Annotated in this window: 18 protein-coding genes; 8 read left to right on the forward strand and 10 right to left on the reverse strand. The window is 41.4% G+C overall.

Annotation, left to right across the window (positions count from 1 at the left end):
• Positions 1 to 22 precede the first annotated feature (22 nt).
• The 3 genes from WC848_02120 to WC848_02130 all read left to right on the forward strand — a co-directional run bounded on the left by WC848_02120 (position 23) and on the right by WC848_02130 (position 2898).
• Positions 23 to 454: a hypothetical protein gene (locus WC848_02120; protein ID MFA5961456.1), complete on the forward strand. Its 432-nt coding sequence runs from the start codon at positions 23 to 25 to the stop codon at positions 452 to 454.
• Positions 455 to 552: 98 nt separating this feature from the next.
• Complete coding sequence (locus WC848_02125) at positions 553 to 1776, forward strand: hypothetical protein (protein MFA5961457.1); 1224 nt, start codon at positions 553 to 555, stop codon at positions 1774 to 1776.
• Between the two features lie 96 nt (positions 1777 to 1872).
• Positions 1873 to 2898 (forward strand): hypothetical protein, encoded by a 1026-nt coding sequence (locus tag WC848_02130; GenBank protein MFA5961458.1) that lies wholly within the window; start codon positions 1873 to 1875, stop codon positions 2896 to 2898.
• A gap of 161 nt (positions 2899 to 3059) precedes the next feature.
• Here the strand turns inward: WC848_02130 and gyrA are convergent, their stop codons facing one another.
• The 5 genes from gyrA to WC848_02155 all read right to left on the reverse strand — a co-directional run bounded on the left by gyrA (position 3060) and on the right by WC848_02155 (position 7927).
• Complete coding sequence (gene gyrA, locus WC848_02135; GenBank protein MFA5961459.1) at positions 3060 to 5504, reverse strand: DNA gyrase subunit A; 2445 nt, start codon at positions 5502 to 5504, stop codon at positions 3060 to 3062.
• Positions 5505 to 5595: 91 nt separating this feature from the next.
• A complete protein-coding gene (locus WC848_02140; GenBank protein MFA5961460.1) occupies positions 5596 to 6033 on the reverse strand; it encodes a hypothetical protein in 438 nt (145 codons plus the stop codon).
• A gap of 164 nt (positions 6034 to 6197) precedes the next feature.
• Positions 6198 to 6857 (reverse strand): MBL fold metallo-hydrolase, encoded by a 660-nt coding sequence (locus WC848_02145; GenBank protein ID MFA5961461.1) that lies wholly within the window; start codon positions 6855 to 6857, stop codon positions 6198 to 6200.
• Positions 6858 to 7065: 208 nt separating this feature from the next.
• Positions 7066 to 7602: a hypothetical protein gene (locus WC848_02150; GenBank protein ID MFA5961462.1), complete on the reverse strand. Its 537-nt coding sequence runs from the start codon at positions 7600 to 7602 to the stop codon at positions 7066 to 7068.
• Between the two features lie 124 nt (positions 7603 to 7726).
• On the reverse strand, positions 7727 to 7927 hold the full coding sequence (locus WC848_02155; GenBank protein ID MFA5961463.1) for a hypothetical protein: 201 nt from the start codon (positions 7925 to 7927) through the stop codon (positions 7727 to 7729).
• Positions 7928 to 8162: 235 nt separating this feature from the next.
• On the opposite strand from WC848_02155, the gene WC848_02160 reads away from it, so the two are divergent.
• Positions 8163 to 8903 (forward strand): helix-turn-helix domain-containing protein, encoded by a 741-nt coding sequence (locus WC848_02160; protein MFA5961464.1) that lies wholly within the window; start codon positions 8163 to 8165, stop codon positions 8901 to 8903.
• A 111-nt stretch (positions 8904 to 9014) separates the two neighbouring features.
• Here the strand turns inward: WC848_02160 and WC848_02165 are convergent, their stop codons facing one another.
• The 5 genes from WC848_02165 to WC848_02185 form a co-directional block, all read right to left on the reverse strand.
• Positions 9015 to 9188: a hypothetical protein gene (locus WC848_02165; protein MFA5961465.1), complete on the reverse strand. Its 174-nt coding sequence runs from the start codon at positions 9186 to 9188 to the stop codon at positions 9015 to 9017.
• Positions 9178 to 9963 (reverse strand): hypothetical protein, encoded by a 786-nt coding sequence (locus WC848_02170; GenBank protein ID MFA5961466.1) that lies wholly within the window; start codon positions 9961 to 9963, stop codon positions 9178 to 9180. Before WC848_02170 ends, WC848_02165 begins: the two co-directional genes overlap by 11 nt.
• 186 nt (positions 9964 to 10149) lie before the next feature.
• Complete coding sequence (locus WC848_02175; GenBank protein MFA5961467.1) at positions 10150 to 10458, reverse strand: hypothetical protein; 309 nt, start codon at positions 10456 to 10458, stop codon at positions 10150 to 10152.
• A 271-nt stretch (positions 10459 to 10729) separates the two neighbouring features.
• A complete protein-coding gene (locus tag WC848_02180) occupies positions 10730 to 11143 on the reverse strand; it encodes a hypothetical protein (protein MFA5961468.1) in 414 nt (137 codons plus the stop codon).
• Positions 11144 to 11243: 100 nt separating this feature from the next.
• Positions 11244 to 11444 (reverse strand): hypothetical protein, encoded by a 201-nt coding sequence (locus tag WC848_02185; GenBank protein ID MFA5961469.1) that lies wholly within the window; start codon positions 11442 to 11444, stop codon positions 11244 to 11246.
• Between the two features lie 260 nt (positions 11445 to 11704).
• Between WC848_02185 and WC848_02190 the strand changes: the two genes are divergently transcribed.
• From WC848_02190 to WC848_02205, 4 genes are read left to right on the forward strand one after another with little or no spacing between them, the layout of a single operon-like run.
• Complete coding sequence (locus WC848_02190; protein MFA5961470.1) at positions 11705 to 12484, forward strand: helix-turn-helix domain-containing protein; 780 nt, start codon at positions 11705 to 11707, stop codon at positions 12482 to 12484.
• Between the two features lie 42 nt (positions 12485 to 12526).
• The gene (locus tag WC848_02195) at positions 12527 to 14167 is read left to right on the forward strand and encodes a CCA tRNA nucleotidyltransferase (GenBank protein ID MFA5961471.1); all 1641 of its coding nucleotides are present in this window, start codon (positions 12527 to 12529) and stop codon (positions 14165 to 14167) included.
• 19 nt (positions 14168 to 14186) lie between these two features.
• Positions 14187 to 14798, forward strand: a complete 612-nt coding sequence (locus tag WC848_02200) for a hypothetical protein (protein MFA5961472.1) — start codon at positions 14187 to 14189, stop codon at positions 14796 to 14798.
• An 11-nt stretch (positions 14799 to 14809) separates the two neighbouring features.
• Entirely contained in the window at positions 14810 to 15472 is a 663-nt protein-coding gene (locus WC848_02205; protein MFA5961473.1) for a hypothetical protein, read from the forward strand.
• Positions 15473 to 15608 lie beyond the last annotated feature (136 nt).

The raw sequence follows: 15608 nt of genomic DNA on the forward strand, positions 1-15608 counted from the left end.
ATAGTACACTAACAATCAAATAATGAAAAAGGAGAAGATTATGAAGATAGCGATGTTAAAGGCAGTGAAAAAGGTTTTTATCGCTTTAACACTTGAGAGCTGGGAACTTGCAGAGATTCTTGAGGTTGGTTTCAATGGCGAGATTTATTATTATGATTTACTGGAAGAGCAAAAGCCCCCACATGCCATCTTAGAAGACTTTAATAACTGTGGAGAAAATTCAGTTATTATTGTCAGAGCCGATAGATGCACTTGTTCTCAAAAAAAAGGGGATAACCGATATTATAAATATCTTCATAATCCGGAAGGTCCGGATGAAGTCCATCAGTGTAATGAGGCTGGTTTTCAATGGAAAAAAGTTCGCAAGGATATTGATAGATATCCAAAGCAGCAGTCTTTGTTTCCCATTGAAATTCCAGAAGGATTTAAAAAAATTTATCCGCCTGAAAGATAGGCTCGCTGTCAAATTCAAAAACCACTTACCGCAAGCCGTATTTTGACAATAAAATACGGCTTGCATCGAATATTGAACTAAAAAAAGGAGATTGAAAAATGGCAAATACAATACATCCAGCAGAAAATCAGAAATTTATCGAAAGATTTGGCGACATAAAAATCAGTGATGACTTGAAGGCGCAAATCCTGATGTATGTCGACAGAGACAGCTTGGTTATTGCTAATGAACATATCGCTGTTTTATTATCAGAACGCAGCGAATATGGTCGCGGTGTCGGTTATTGGGATCAGGTGCACGTTTTTTGTTGCCACAAAAGGATAGTCAAAGAATGGAACTGGCGGCACAAAGATTATCAGCATCTCGATCAGAAGCATCTCGCTGTCAATGGTATCGGTGCGATCAAGGCGACCAACAATAATGAAAACCAGGTTATCATACAGGTCGAGCTCTTGAATAATAGCGGGAGTCGTAGTGTGAATTTCGAATTCAACTTCGGCGAAAATGATTCACCATTCAGGAAAAACGAGAAAATCATCCAGATAAAGAAGGTCAACCCGACCGAAGAGTATGCGCGAAAAAAGATGGAAGAAAAACTTAAGTATGCCATCGATCCGGAAGATATTCGGAAGTTTGCGGAAAAAAACGGAATCGAACCGACGGAAGCTGATTTTCGCCAGATGATGAGAAATAATTTGCAGCTTGGTCTTATTGAATATTTTCAAAAAGCTCAGGAGGCGGAAAAAGCTTGCGGGCTTGAAATGACAATGGACGACTACATGTTTTTTGTGTGCAAGAATCTGGGCCGCAGAGATACGAAGCCAATCGTGGACATTAAAACAGTAGATTCTTTCGCCAAGTTTTCGGAAAGTGATTTTCAGAAAATTATTGACTTGTGCATAGCTACAAATGGCGAACGCGGCATGCGGGTTGCTGTGGAAATGGTTGATTATGGGAAGCTGGACAAAAGCACTTTCCATCGGATTGCCAGCGCCTACATAGAACGCTGCCCGAAAGAAGCTTTCCAGTTGTCTAAGGAAAAAAACTTCAAATTCTCTAAAGCAGAATATCGGAGGATTGTTAAGGAAATTCTCTCAGAAGGAGCCTCTCCCTGGAAAAATAATCTGTTTTTCTTGAGACAGGCGCAAGAAGTGGCAAATGCTGGTGGAATAAAAATTGCCAAGAAAGAATATAGGAAGTTTTTGATTGATTCAATTTTTGGATGCAGTAGGAAACCAAGATCGCCAAAAAAATATCCAAAAGAAGAACTGGAACAAATTCGAAAACTGACCGAGGAGGCAGGAATTGAAATAACTTGGTAATCGTTTTAAAGTGCAGAATTTCCGCAAGCCGTATTTTGACAACGAAATACGGCTTGCATCGAATACTAAATACTTAATTTAATGAGGAGGAATATTATGCAAAGCTTGGATCGTATGGCTGATGACAAGAGTCGTCTTGATGAAGAAGTTTTTGTTAAGATTTTTCAAAACAAAACGCATTGTCCGGAGGTTATAAGTCGAAATTTATTTGAGAAACTTCAAGAGACCGATCCTGATGCCAAAAAATATTTTTTGAGGTCTGGTGTTCTTTCTGCCTTACATCACAGCTCTTGGTGGAATCACGATCACGATCTTAGATCCATCGAGAATGTCGTTTGGTTCTGCTTGGAACGAGAACTTTATGGAAAGACGCTTGAGGCGGCGATCGACCTCGTTACATCTAGAGAGGTAACAGATGAGATAAATCCTGAAAGTGTTGATTATCAGGAGGTGTGTCATACTATCGGGCATTTCTATGAGCATATGTATGATACGGGAAGGATAGATTTGGTCAATAAATTAAATTCTTATACTGTCAAGATAATGATTTCAGCTAAGTCGACGGAATATGGAGGTGGAAATTATTTAAACAATGTTTGCACCTCTCCTATAACCAATATTATTTGTGATACCGGTGAAAATCCTTTTCCTTTTAAAGGATCAGCTTTTGACAACGAAGAATTTTTGGAATTGATCAAGGCCGCCGACTCTTTTCATCGCTGTGCTTATGACGACCTCATGGAAATCAAGCGTTTTGATGAAGAAGCCAAAGTTCCCCCAGTAAGAATACTTGCTGAGCCAGAAAATATGGTTGATGGTGTGTTCGTCGATGTCGACGGGACCTTGGTTGTTGGTGCGAATCAACTCAATCAATTTGTTGTCGATTTGCTTAAGAAATACAAAGAATCAGGAAAGGCGGTAACGGTGTTTACTGCTGGTAATATCTACAGTCAGAAAACGCGATTAGAACGACTTGGCCTCACGGAAATTATTGGTGAATTTGAAGTTAGAGCAAAGAGTGATTTTACTGGGCAGAAACTTGAGATCGTCATCGACGATTTTACGCCAAAGAAGCTCAGGGATATGTTCGGCATCTTCATTGGAGAGCACATCCTGCCCTAGTCTGATGCAATAATATACTTATTGGTAGAACGGATCAAAGTAAGAGGAGTTAATAATTTCAACTTAAAGCCTGTCCAAGGATGGAAACCTTGCAGGCATTTTTTATTTGCTAAAAAAGACACCACGCGGTGTCTTTTAAAGTTCCTAAGTTGTGGATAAGTCTATAATACGGTTATTGCGCTAACTTTATCCCCAGCTTGCGGTCTCATAACTCTTACTCCTTGCGTGGCGCGGCCGAGGGTGGAGACGCTGGCGAGGGCGATGCGGATGATTTGACCTTTGTCGGAAGTGAGGATGAGATCAGCATCAAGATTATCAACATTGATGACGCTGGCGCCGACTAATTTTCCGGTTTTGGTTGTGACTGCCGCTGTCTTGATGCCGGAACCGCCACGTTTTTGTAATTTGTAGTATTTGATGTCCGATCTTTTGCCATAACCATTTTCGGTGATGACGAGCAGTTGGTTGCCTTTTTGACCTTTGAAAAAGACATCCATTCCCACGACGAGATCATCTTTTTTGAGTTTGATGCCGCGCACGCCTGTGGCGGAGCGTCCCATTGAGCGGACATCGGATTCTTTGTAGTGAATGGCTTGGCCGAGAGAAGTGGTGATGACGATTTCATCAGTGCCAGTTGTCGCATTGACCCAACGGAGGGCGTCGCCCTTGTCTAGTTTGATGGCGATAAGGCCGGAACGACGGACATTTTCAAATTCTTCTAGCGTGGTTTTTTTGACTGTGCCCATTTCAGTTGCCATAAAAAGATATTTGTAGTTGTCGTCTTTATTGAAAGCAATGACGGAGGTCACTTTCTCTTCGCCAGACAGTTGAAGGAAGTTGACGATAGATTGACCTTTGGAGATGCGGGATGATTCGGGGATTTCATAGGCTTTAGTTTGGAAAACTTTTCCGCTGTTGGTGAAAAAGAGCAGATTGTCATGCGTCATGATACCAAGCAGTTTTTCAATCTCGTCGCCTTCTTTGGTGCTGGCGCCGATTACGCCTTTGCCACCACGTTTTTGGACCTTATAGACAGTCGGATTCATCCTTTTGATGTAGCCTTCTTTGGAAATGGTGATAATGGCTTCTTCATTGGGGACTAAATCTTCTTGTTTAAATTCGGAAACGCCGGATTTGATAATGCGAGTCATACGCTCGTCGCCATATTTTTCTTTGACGCGGTCGAGTTCGCTTTTGACAATGCCGAGGATTTTCTTTTCGCTCTTGAGAATCGCTTCCAGTTCTGCAATAATGCGTAGTTTTTCGGCCAGTTCGTCTTCAATTTTCTTTCTTTCGAGTCCAGCCAGAGTTTGCAAACGCATTTCAAGAATGGCTGTGGTCTGTCGATCGGAAAATTTGAACTTACGCATCAAATTGGCATGCGCTTCTTCTTTGGTTTTGGATTTACGGATCGTTTCGATGACGGCGTCGATGTGATCGAGCGCTTTTTTCAAGCCATCGAGGATATGAGCGCGATCTTTGGCTTTTTCCAGATCAAATTTGGTGCGGCGGGTGATGACTTCTTTGCGATGAATGATGTAATATTCAAAAATTGATTTCAAATTGAGCACAGTCGGCTCAATGCCATTGACCAAAGCGAGCATATTGACGTTGAAATTTTTCTGGAGGTCAGTGAGGTCGTAAAGTTTATTGAGGACTTTCTGTGGATAAGCATCTTTTTTGAGTTCAATGACCAAGCGCACGCCGTCTTTATCAGACTCGTCGCGGATGTCGCGGATGCCGACAATCTTGCCTTCTTTCACCAAATCTGCCATCCGTTCGATCATGGTAGACTTGTTGGTAGCATAAGTCATCTCCGTCACGATGATTTGGAATGCACCGGCTTTGGTTTCATTGATTTCCGCTTTAGCGCGAGTGAGAATTTTTCCACGGCCGGTCTTATAGGCCTCAATGATGTCTTTTTTATTATAAATAATACCTCCAGTTGGGAAATCGGGTCCTTTGACGAATTCGCAAAGATCTTCGACGGAGGCGTCTGGGTTATCAATCAAGTGATCGATGCCTTCAATCAGTTCAACAATATTGTGCGGTGGGATGTTGGTAGCCATACCGACGGCGATGCCCATTGAACCATTGAGTAGCAGTTGAGGCAAATTGGAAGGTAAAACAGAAGGTTCTTTGTGCTGACCATCAAAGTTTGGCACAAAATCAACCGTATTTTTTTCAATGTCAGTGAGCATCTCTTCGGCAATGGCGGAAAGCTTGGCTTCCGTATAACGATAAGCCGCCGCTGAGTCGCCGTCCATCGAACCGAAGTTTCCTTGACCTTTGACCAGCGGGTAACGCAGAGAAAAATCCTGCGCCATTCTAACCATCGAGTCATAGACGGCAACGTCGCCGTGTGGGTGATATTTTCCCAACACTTCTCCAACTACAGTGGCAGATTTGCGGAATTTGGCGTTAGCTCGCAGGCCTGTGTTCCACATCGAGTAGAGAATTCGGCGGTGCACCGGCTTCATTCCATCGCGGACATCCGGAAGGGCGCGGGAAACGATGACGCTCATGGCATAATCCAGGTAGGATTGTTGGATTTCTTCAGTTATTTCTCTGGCCTGGATATTTTCCAGTTCAATTTTCATTTCCATAATGGTTTTTTCTATTTAAGACTTATGCTTTTCACCTCACAACCTTATTCTTTAGAAAATACGGCTGATTCAGTCAAGCGTGTAAATTCTACTATTGTTTGATTACGTCAGGCAAAGGTCTTGTGTTGTTTAGTGGTGGTTGATTTTCGTCTTTTGGCAATGGTGTTTCGTCGGTAGGTTCTGGTTGTGTGGTTTTTTCCGTTAGCGGCGATGTTTCTATATTTTTTTCTTCATCTGTCGGAAGCGCTTTATCGTTTTGGTCGGGGGAGGTTTTTTCTAGATTGGTGTTTATGTCATAGATGGATTTTCTCACGTCTTCAGTCGCATCTTTGAGGGATTTTTTTTGTGTTTGCAGATCTTCAAAAACATTTTGTTTTTTTATGGTGGACTTTCTGATGGAATTGGATAGGGAAAAAGACCAGAGTATCAGGATGAAAATCATCGAAATCGCCACAGCCGCATAAGTGTAGCGCAGTTTAATATGTTCCGGTTTACGCCGGATTTCTTCCAATTTTCTTTGGAGATTCATTGTTTGTAGTGACTTACGCTTACCCTAAAAACAACCTTCAAGCCGCGTGGCCTCTTTGATTTTTTTTGAGTATTGTTAAGCTTGAGCTGTTTAGGAGGTCATCTTGCTAGTACTGGCTAAAGATAAGCTTATTTTTAGGGTAAACGCAAGTCACAGATATGGGATTATTCAATACCCATAACTATGATTTCCATGTTCTTTCCTTCCATATCTTTACTTTTCAGGTTCAATTTTGATGGCCTATCTTTCACGCAATAGCCCATTTCGGAACAGAATTTCGTCTCATCTTCAATATTTTCCGTGGTTCCTTTCAGTTTGAAGTGGATCGGAATGACAATATTTGGTTCGATTTTTTTGATAGTTTCGATGGCTTTTTTGTAGTCAATGGTATAGTTTCCGCCAATTGGGACAAAAAGTACATTGACTGTGCCGATTTTTTCAAGTTGTTTTTCCGTCAGGTCGGTGCCCAGGTCTCCTAGATGACAGAGTTTCAATTCTTCTCCATCGATGATGAAAATTGTATTCTGGCCTCGCTCGGTGCCTTGCTTGTCGTCATGAAAAGAGGGGATGCCGATGACGTTCACACCTCTAACGGAATATTCGCCGGGCAGATCGATGACACGCGGTTCGCCTTTCAGTGCTTCGACGTTATTGTGGTCAGGATGATCATGGGAAACCAAGACAAAATCCGCTTGTCCTTGGGGCGGACGCAGGCCGATGGATTTATCAAAAGGGTCGATAAAAAGCACTACTTCGTTTTGGCCACGTCCGGCGGGTTTCAAAGAAATCTTGAAGCAAGAGTGTCCGTAGTATTGGATATTCATAGGATATTTTGGCTAAAAATTAGTAAAACATTTTGCGCAAAAACACGCAAAATCTAGACCAAGTCAAGTTCGCATAGATATATTAGCACGAGAAGAAATGGCTGTCGAGGGAAAAAATAAAAAAAGCCATGCTTGGAGACATGGCTTTGTTTTTTTATTATTGTTGGGCAAGAGCAGATTCGCTGATCTGATTGCCCGAAAAAACTACTTATACCTTCTTTTCGTTTTTTATCAGTTTATCGAGGAGTATCTTTTGCAAATCATCCAGATTGAGATCCTCCCATTTCTCCCAACCATCATAGTCGGCGAAGGTATTTTTCCAGCAATAGTAGTGTCTTGTGGTTTGATATTTTTCTTCCTCGCAAATCACGTACTTGTCTATTAGGAACATGAAATTATTTTCCCCTTCCTTCTTGCCCTTTGCTATAATTTTTCCCTTATAGACTCTTGTCCGTCGCTGGTATGGAAATTCTGCGAAATACACACATTCATTATTGATGTCAATAACATGCATTTTGCGAAATTTTTCCCTATCGCCAGTTTCAGCGACGGTGTAATAGTGTTTTCCTGTGTTAACAAGCTTCATCTCACCATCCTTAACGAGTAATCCTGTTTCACTGTAATCTGATTTTTGGTAGATATCAATTCTGCCAATTTCATCGACTTTCCTGGTGTCAATTCGATATCCAGCTTGTTTTAATTCTTGTCGCTCTCTGATTATTGATGCGAAAATTCCTTCTAACATGATTCTCTCCTTCTCCGATATAACCCTCGGTAGCGGGGTATTTGGTATTTTAAGTAACTGCGAGTTATCTGACATCAGATAAGCTCTAGGGAAGACAGAAGCTTTTTCTGTCTTTGGCTAGAATTCATATGACAGGGTTACTATTTTTTTCGTTAAACTCTCTTTGCCATTCTCTTTTATAATCAATGACATAGTATTTCTCTTTCTCTTTGTCGGTTTCTGCTTTGGAGGGAAATGTCCAAAGTCCGCTGAGTTGTTTTCTGCTTTTATCCGACATATCCGGGGCGTTATCAATGATCGTTCCATTATTTAGGCGCATTTGCATAGATTTTGGCTTATTGATTAGTTTTGCTAAGATTAGCCCTTTTTCTCTCTGGCTATTTATCTTAACTACGCAGTATACCGCAAATTTAGCAAATCGTCAATAATATCGACGAAAACCGGCAAAGTCTGTTTTGCCAAGATTGATAATATAGGCTTAAAAATAGTATAATATTGACAAAATCAGCCAATCTGCTATATTGAATATGTAGTCGAAAAAGTCGACAAAAAACAAAAATATGCTACTTTCTACCCTAAAACAAGTCGGTTTGAGTGAGAAACAAGCCAAAATATATCTGGCGGCGTTGGAATTGGGCGAGACGACCGTCAAAGAAATCGCGAAAAAGGCCGAAATAAAGCGCACAACGATTTATGATTTGCTTTCGGAGCTTTTGGAGAGCGGGATTATGAAGCAAACCGTGCGTGGTGTGAAAAAAAGATTTATTGCGGCTAGTCCGGAAGATTTGCAAGTGTTGATCCAAAAACGCGCCGTGCTGTTGGCACAGATCATGCCAAACTTGGATTCAATGAGTAATGTGGACAAGGTTCGGCCAAAAGTCAGGTTCTATGAAGGACGTGCGGGATTGGCAGAAGTTTATGCTGACACACTGAAACATTCAGGCGAAATTTTGGCTTTTGCTTCGGATGATGTGGCAAAAGTGCTTGGTCTGGACTGGGCGGGGCAATATATCCGGCAACGAATGAAGAAAAAAATCTACTATAAAGGCATCGTTGCGCGGTCGGCGCTCATCGAAAAAGAATTCGCTACCAAAAATCAAGAGCAGTTGCGTTCGATCAAGATGATTGATAGTCATAAATATCCTTTTTCCAATGAAGTAATGATTTATGGTCACCAAAAAATTGCCATCATCTCAGCTAAAGACGCAATGGGCATCATTATTGAAAGCGCGGAAATCTTTCTGACGCAAAAATCCATCTTTGAACTTTTGTGGGATTTATTGCCGGAGATTAAGATTTAGGTTTTTATTATTATTATTATTGAAGTGCTAGACGCAGCACTGCTGCGTCTCTACGGGAATAGATCAAATAAAAAAAGCCATGTTTAGAGACTTGGCTTGAAGTCTTTTTGTCTATACCTCCTTTTTGAGTATTTTGGCCAGATGGCGGCCAAGGCCGTGCGAAAGATTTCGCGTGATGATCGCAATAACAGCGTGTTTCAGGCTATTTTTTCGCATATTGTTATATGCTTTGCGAGCATCCTCTTCGGAACCATTTCTGATTTTATCGAAGAGTTCATCGTCCACTTTGCATCACCTCCTTTTCGAGTAAATGTACGACTACTGGTGAATATTTTGTCTCAACCAGTTCGATGTATTTTTTATCTTTTGTTAGGAGGTAAAGAAAGTACATCGATCGGGCAGTTGGGCGGATGGACAAAGTTTCCTCCGCCAGTTTGATCGCCTCCCTTTCCTCGTCCACTAAAAGCAAATAGCTGGAAAGATTCTCTTTGGTAGCAATCATTCCGGGGCAAATCTTTTCCGCTTCGGCTAGAATCCTTATTTTGCGATAGGGATTTTTTTCCAGCCAAGCCATGGAAATTAGCCTTGAGGCTGTAACTGCTTCCCAAAAAGGAAGCGCTTTAATCTTTGGGTGAGAAACGTCCCTTTCGAACGGAATAGAGAGCGGTTCAAATTGTTTTCCATCAACAACAAGGACGCTATGTGGTTCTTCATACATCAGGAGTTCTTCGAAAAAAGAATCCGGTTGATCGGGATCTTTTTTGAGTATATCCAGGAGGATATTACAGAAAAAATCCTCCAACACCTCACCAAGCATAAGTTTAACTTCCGGAAATTCTTTTTCCACAACTGCTCCGGCTTGAGCCACTTTTCCCAGGCAGCCGCGTCCATCCAATTCCAGATTGTAGGTTGCAATCTGAAGTTGGCTGATGTTTTGATCGGTTGAAAAATAAAATGGAAAATTTCGTAACAAGGAAACCGCATCCTTATGATTTCCGCAGTATTTTTCTGCAATTTGTCGATGTGCTATTTCTCGCACCTTGTTGACCTTATTTAGCATATTTACACCTCTCTCGGGTTGGATTTTTCAGGAACTTCAAAGCGATACGGCGCTTTGACTTGGTAGTATACACTATTTTATGAATTTGTCCAGTCAAAAAGTTGACTCTATAAACTTTCAAAATATTCAAAAGCTTAATTGAGCGAGCAATCAGATTCGCTGATCTGGTTGCCCGTGAATTTCTTCTTAATGGTAATGCCAATCGACGTCTTCAAATACTACCCACCGCCCGATTCTATTTCTGACATCAATTTCTTCTGACAAAATAAATGTCTCACCCTCCTTTTTCATTATTTTTCTTCGAAAGCGGAGGCCAGATCCGTAATATACAAATCCCCCTCTAATCTTAACTTTCTCGGATTGGTCTATTGCCCGCAGACGTTCATAAGCTGTAATATTGCCATTGCCATCGTCGTATGGCGACAGTCCATATCCAGTATGGCTTAAAAGTGCCTTCCCATTAATCGCAGGTACTTTAATTTCACAAACAAACACTTTTTTTTATTATCTATTTTCATAGTGCTTCTCCTTTTTTTGAAAGTACTTGCTTTCTATAAAATTGCAAACCATTTTGCAATCTTAATTGAAAGGGCAATCAGATTCGCTGATCTGGTTGCCCGGAAACTCTACTGCTTATTTGAGCCTTGCTTTACGACTTGGCTCGAAGTCGCTGTGGGTCTGGGGCTAAAATTTTTGCCCTTCCCGCCCGATCCTGTATTCGCGCCTGCCATTACTTTCACCCCCTTTCTTCTGTAATGTGTCGTTTTCAAACTTCGAATTCTTTTTCACCTTCAAAGCGTATGAAAAACTTTCCATCTGCTTTTCTTGCAGACATTAATCTCGTCGGCATCCTCGATCCAACCACTCCCTCGTGGGTAGTTCGATATAGGCATTGACCATATCGACTCCCAATAACGCAAGGGTCACCCGACAAATCTACGACAATAGCGTATCTTGTCGAATAATCAGTTGTTGATCCGCCACACCGACCACTACTGCAATCAGCGGACCAGGACTGTTTCGCGACGACCATTATATCACCTTCAAGATTTATCTGGTACATCCCGCCGTTGTCGGTGGCTCCGAACAAACCCCTGGCAAATGCTGCGATTGTGGCATTGGCCATTTTTTCTACAGTATTTTCCAGCTCTGCTAGTCTTACTTTTTCCGAATTTTCCATTTTTATTTCTCCTCGTATTTAGTTTTTAAATAACCGAGTTATCTAATAATTTAGATAAACTCTAGGGAAGACAGAAACTTTTTCTGTCCTCGGCTAGAATTTAGGGCTTGATTTCGCTTTCGAGCTGGTCGTTTCTTCTGTGGATCTCTCGTTTGTAATCAAAGGTATAATATTTCTCTTTTTCTTTTTCGGCTTCCGCTTTCGAAGGAAAGTGCCAGAGACTGCTTAGTTGTTTGCGAACCTTTTCGGACATATCGGGGGCGTTGCTGATGATTTTTCCATTGTTGAGTAGCATTTGCATATATTTATTGGCTTAATGATTAGGTTTGTCAGGACTTTCTGGTGTCTTTTTGGTTATTCATCCTAACAACGTAGTATACACCGATTTTAACTAATCGTCAATAAATATGCCTAAAAATAGAGGAAATAATGAGCTAAAAATAGTTAAAAAAAGCTTAAAAAAAGCCAATAAACACTTGTGGCCTTAAATAGTTGTCAAAAACGTTGACTATAGTGCTAAATCGTGCTAGAATTGGGTCATAAGCAATAAATAGGGCTATTATGGAACATTTGATCGAACCGCTAAAAAATCTAGGTTTAAGCGAAAAAGAGGTGCTGGTATATTTGGCACTGCTTCAAATCGGCTCGGCGACGCCCTATCAAATTGCCAAAAAATCGGGGATTAAGCGGCCAACGGCCTATGTGATTGCAGAAGAATTAGTGGCAAAGGGCTTGATCGTGCATATTCCTGGGGAGGAAAAGAAGCGCTATATTGCCAAAAACCCCGATGCTTTCTTTGAGGAGAAAGAGGAGCAGTTGGCAGCGGCGCGGAAGATTTTGCCTGAACTGCGCTCTTACCAGAAAAACGTGGCAGAAAAATCGAGTATTTTGTATTTTGAGGGGATCGATGGCTTGCATCAGGCTTATGCGTATCGCCAGAAAGAACTGCACGGCAAGGAAATTGTGGGCTTTTTTGCTTCCAATGAGGATTCAACCTCTGAAGTGACGGAATATTTCGTGGAATGGAATGAATATCGCGCCAAACATAACACGCCGGTGCGCGGAATTACGGTGGATGCGCCGGATCTTTTGCCTTATGCTAAGTTTTTTGGAGAGGGGGCGGGTGCGATGAATTTGAAATTTTTGCCACGTGATGTCTATGGCTCGAAGATTTCTATCGAGTCTTGTGATAATCAGTTTGTGCGGATTTTTCTGTTTGAGAGCGTGGAGACGCTGATTATTGAGTCGCCGAAATTCGCGGTGGCCGTGAAGGAGATTTTTGAATTGGTTTGGAAATCGGTAGAAGGTAGGTTTGATAAGCCGGCGACATGGGTGGGGTAGGAATATTCGCTATTTCGGAAATATTTTGCTAGAATGGTGAATATGAAAAAGGAAAAATTGGTCAAATTTGATGTGCCTGTGCATATTCTTTCGGTGATGAAAAAGCTGGAAGAGGCGGGATTTGAAGCGAATGTCGTGGGCGGATGCGTGCGGGATTTGCTATTGGGCGCGGAGCCGAAAGACTGGGATGTGGCGACCAATGCCAGGCCAGAAGAGGTGCAAGAGCTGTTTCCGGATAGCGTCTATGAAAATGAGTTTGGGACGGTGGGGGTTAAAATCAGAACCGATTCGAAACTACGAAACGAATCCGAATCTACGAAAACTACTAAAGGGGATATTGGTGTAGTTGTGGAAGTGGTTGAAGTGACGACGTATCGGATCGAGTCGAAATATTCCGACAAACGGCATCCGGATGAGGTGAAATTTGCTAAGACATTGGAAGAGGATTTGTCTAGGCGTGATTTTACGATTAATGCGTTGGCAATAAATTTCAAGAAACTCTCCTACGCTAAAGCTTCGGCGGGCAAGCAAGAGAAAAGAAACCCTCCTACGCTAAAGCTTCGGCAGGCAGGCAAGAAACAAACAGGCCTTGTCGAAAAAGTGACCGGTGCTGAATTTAAAATAGTGGATTTATTTTCAGGGATAGAGGATTTGGAAAATAAATTGATCCGGGCGGTGGGGGATGCTAACGCGCGATTTGATGAAGATGCTTTGCGGATGATGCGGGCGATTCGGTTTTCGGTGACGCTGGGTTTTGCGATTGAGGAAAAAACTTTTGCGGCAATTCAAAAGAATGCAGAGAATCTGAAACATATTTCACCGGAGCGGATCCGGGATGAATTTGCAAAAATTATTTTATCATCAACGCCGGCGCGAGGTATTGAACTTTTGCAAGAAACAGGAATTTTAAAAATAATTTTGCCAGAAGTTGAAAGCGGCATTGGTGTGACACAAAGTCATCATCATTATTATGGACCGTATAATACGGTCTACAAGCATCTGGTGGCGTCTTTGGAAAAATGTCCGTCGCCAAAATTGGAAGTGCGGTTGGCGGCACTGCTCCACGATGTGGGAAAACCAAAATCGAAAAGAGGCGAAGGAGAAAATGCGACGTTTTATAACCATGAATATATCGGCGAGCGGATGACGAAAAATATTTTAGAACGTCTACGATTTTCGCGGCGTGTGATTGATAAAGTGACACTACTCGTGCGCAATCATATGTTTTATTACAACGTCGATGAAGTCGGTGAGTCTGGTGTGCGGCGTGTGGTGCAAAAGGTTGGCTTGGAAAATATTATGGATCTGATCGATGTAAGAATTTCTGATAGGCTGGGGAGCGGTGTGCCAAAAGCCGTGCCCTATAAATTGCGACATTTTCAGTTTATGGTAGAAAAAGTTTCGCATGATCCGATTTCCGTGAAACAACTGAAATTGAATGGCAATGATTTAATGTCCGAATTGGGCGTAGAACCAGGACCAAAAATCGGGGCGATTTTGGCTGTGCTACTTTCGCAGGTGATTGATGATCCTGCGCGGAATGTTAAAGAAAAACTGATCGTGCTGGCGAAGGAGTTGGCGAAAAGTAAGGTGGAGGATTTGCGTAAGATGGCGGAAGAGAAAATTAAGAAGGAACAAAAAAAGGAAGAAGAGTTGATCAAGAAAAAACACAAGGTTTCATAAGAAGTATAGTGATGAAATTATGGAAAACATTGTCTTTGAGGGAAAGGATAATATTTTGGAAAAAGTTGATCTGGATGAGTTCAGGAAAAAAATGATGGATGAAATTCATCAAGTTGAAGATGAAATGGATGAAAATGGTGCAAGTACTAAAGAGTTACGAGAAAAGAGGCAGAGGATGATGTCTGAATTCGTGGAAAATCTGAAAATAGAAAAAGAAAAGTTTAAATTAGTTTTTGAAACAGAAAAAGGATCAGTCTATTTTGTTTCAAAAGATGGGCAGTCCTGGAGGTTTAAGAGAGATGAAGATGGAAAGATCAATGATCAGCCGATAGTAAATAAGATATTTTTTGTTTCCGACGAGGAGGCAGAGCGGATACTTGAATTTAAGAGAGCTGACCCAAACTGGCAAGAGAATATAATCGGTTTTGAGATTAGGCAATCTGAATTTAAGGAGGGAGTTAGGCCTGTTGAGATGGGAATTAAAAGCAGTCATCAGAAGCTATTTTTTGAAGAAGGCGGGGGAAAGATTAAACTGGCAAAAGTGGTATTTGTCCATAATAATGAAGAAGATGATCAGTTCGCTGCGGGAATCCATATTGGACATGCTGTCTCTAGGATTTGGAAAAAATAAAATAAAAAACAATGGCATCTCAAATCGCGCATATCGTTTATGCGAAAAAATATTTCGACAAGATCGAGAATGGAAAAACTGACGAGGCTTTTTTGGATGAAGAAAAAATAAACCATAATCATAAGATCAATCGGGATGAGTTTTTGTTGGGTTCGGTTTTCCCGGATATCCGGATGATCGAGCCGAGCATCAAACGTAAGGATACTCATCTTAAATTTGAACCGCTCGATCTGAATTTCTCCGGACTGACTTCGTTTGAGGCTGGTTGGAAATTTCATCTTTATTGCGACATGCGGCGGGAAGAAATTCTCAATCAGAACGGATTTTATGAACTAGAAAAGACTGGCGGATTATTCGGTCGTCCGGCGAAATTATTGGAAGATATCTTGCTTTATGATGTCTATAACAACTGGGAAAAACTGGCTAATTATTTTCGTAATCCGCCGTTAGTTTCTCCTGACATCAAAGTTGATCGAAAAACATTTGGGCTGTGGTATGCGATTTTGGCAAAGTATGTTGAAGAAAAAGTAACCATAAAATCAATCAGTATTTTTTTGAGCAAGCAACCGAAACTGGCAGAAAATTCTGAGGAGATTGTTGCGCTGGTAGATGAGTTGGGAAAAAATAAAATAGTAGTTAAAAAATTATTGGCGGTGGTTGATAAAATTGTTTAATCAGACTATTGTTGATTGATCGGACTTGCACAACCGCCGAAAAGCTATCCTAAAAGCGACGTTTCCTCATTTTGGTGATTCTTCTGCTGGTTTACCAAAAGCTTTCTATGCCAAGAAAGATGCACGTGCGGACAAC

The organism is Parcubacteria group bacterium, from assembly GCA_041659505.1.
GTDB lineage: Bacteria > Patescibacteriota > Minisyncoccia > Moranbacterales > UBA2206 > UBA9630.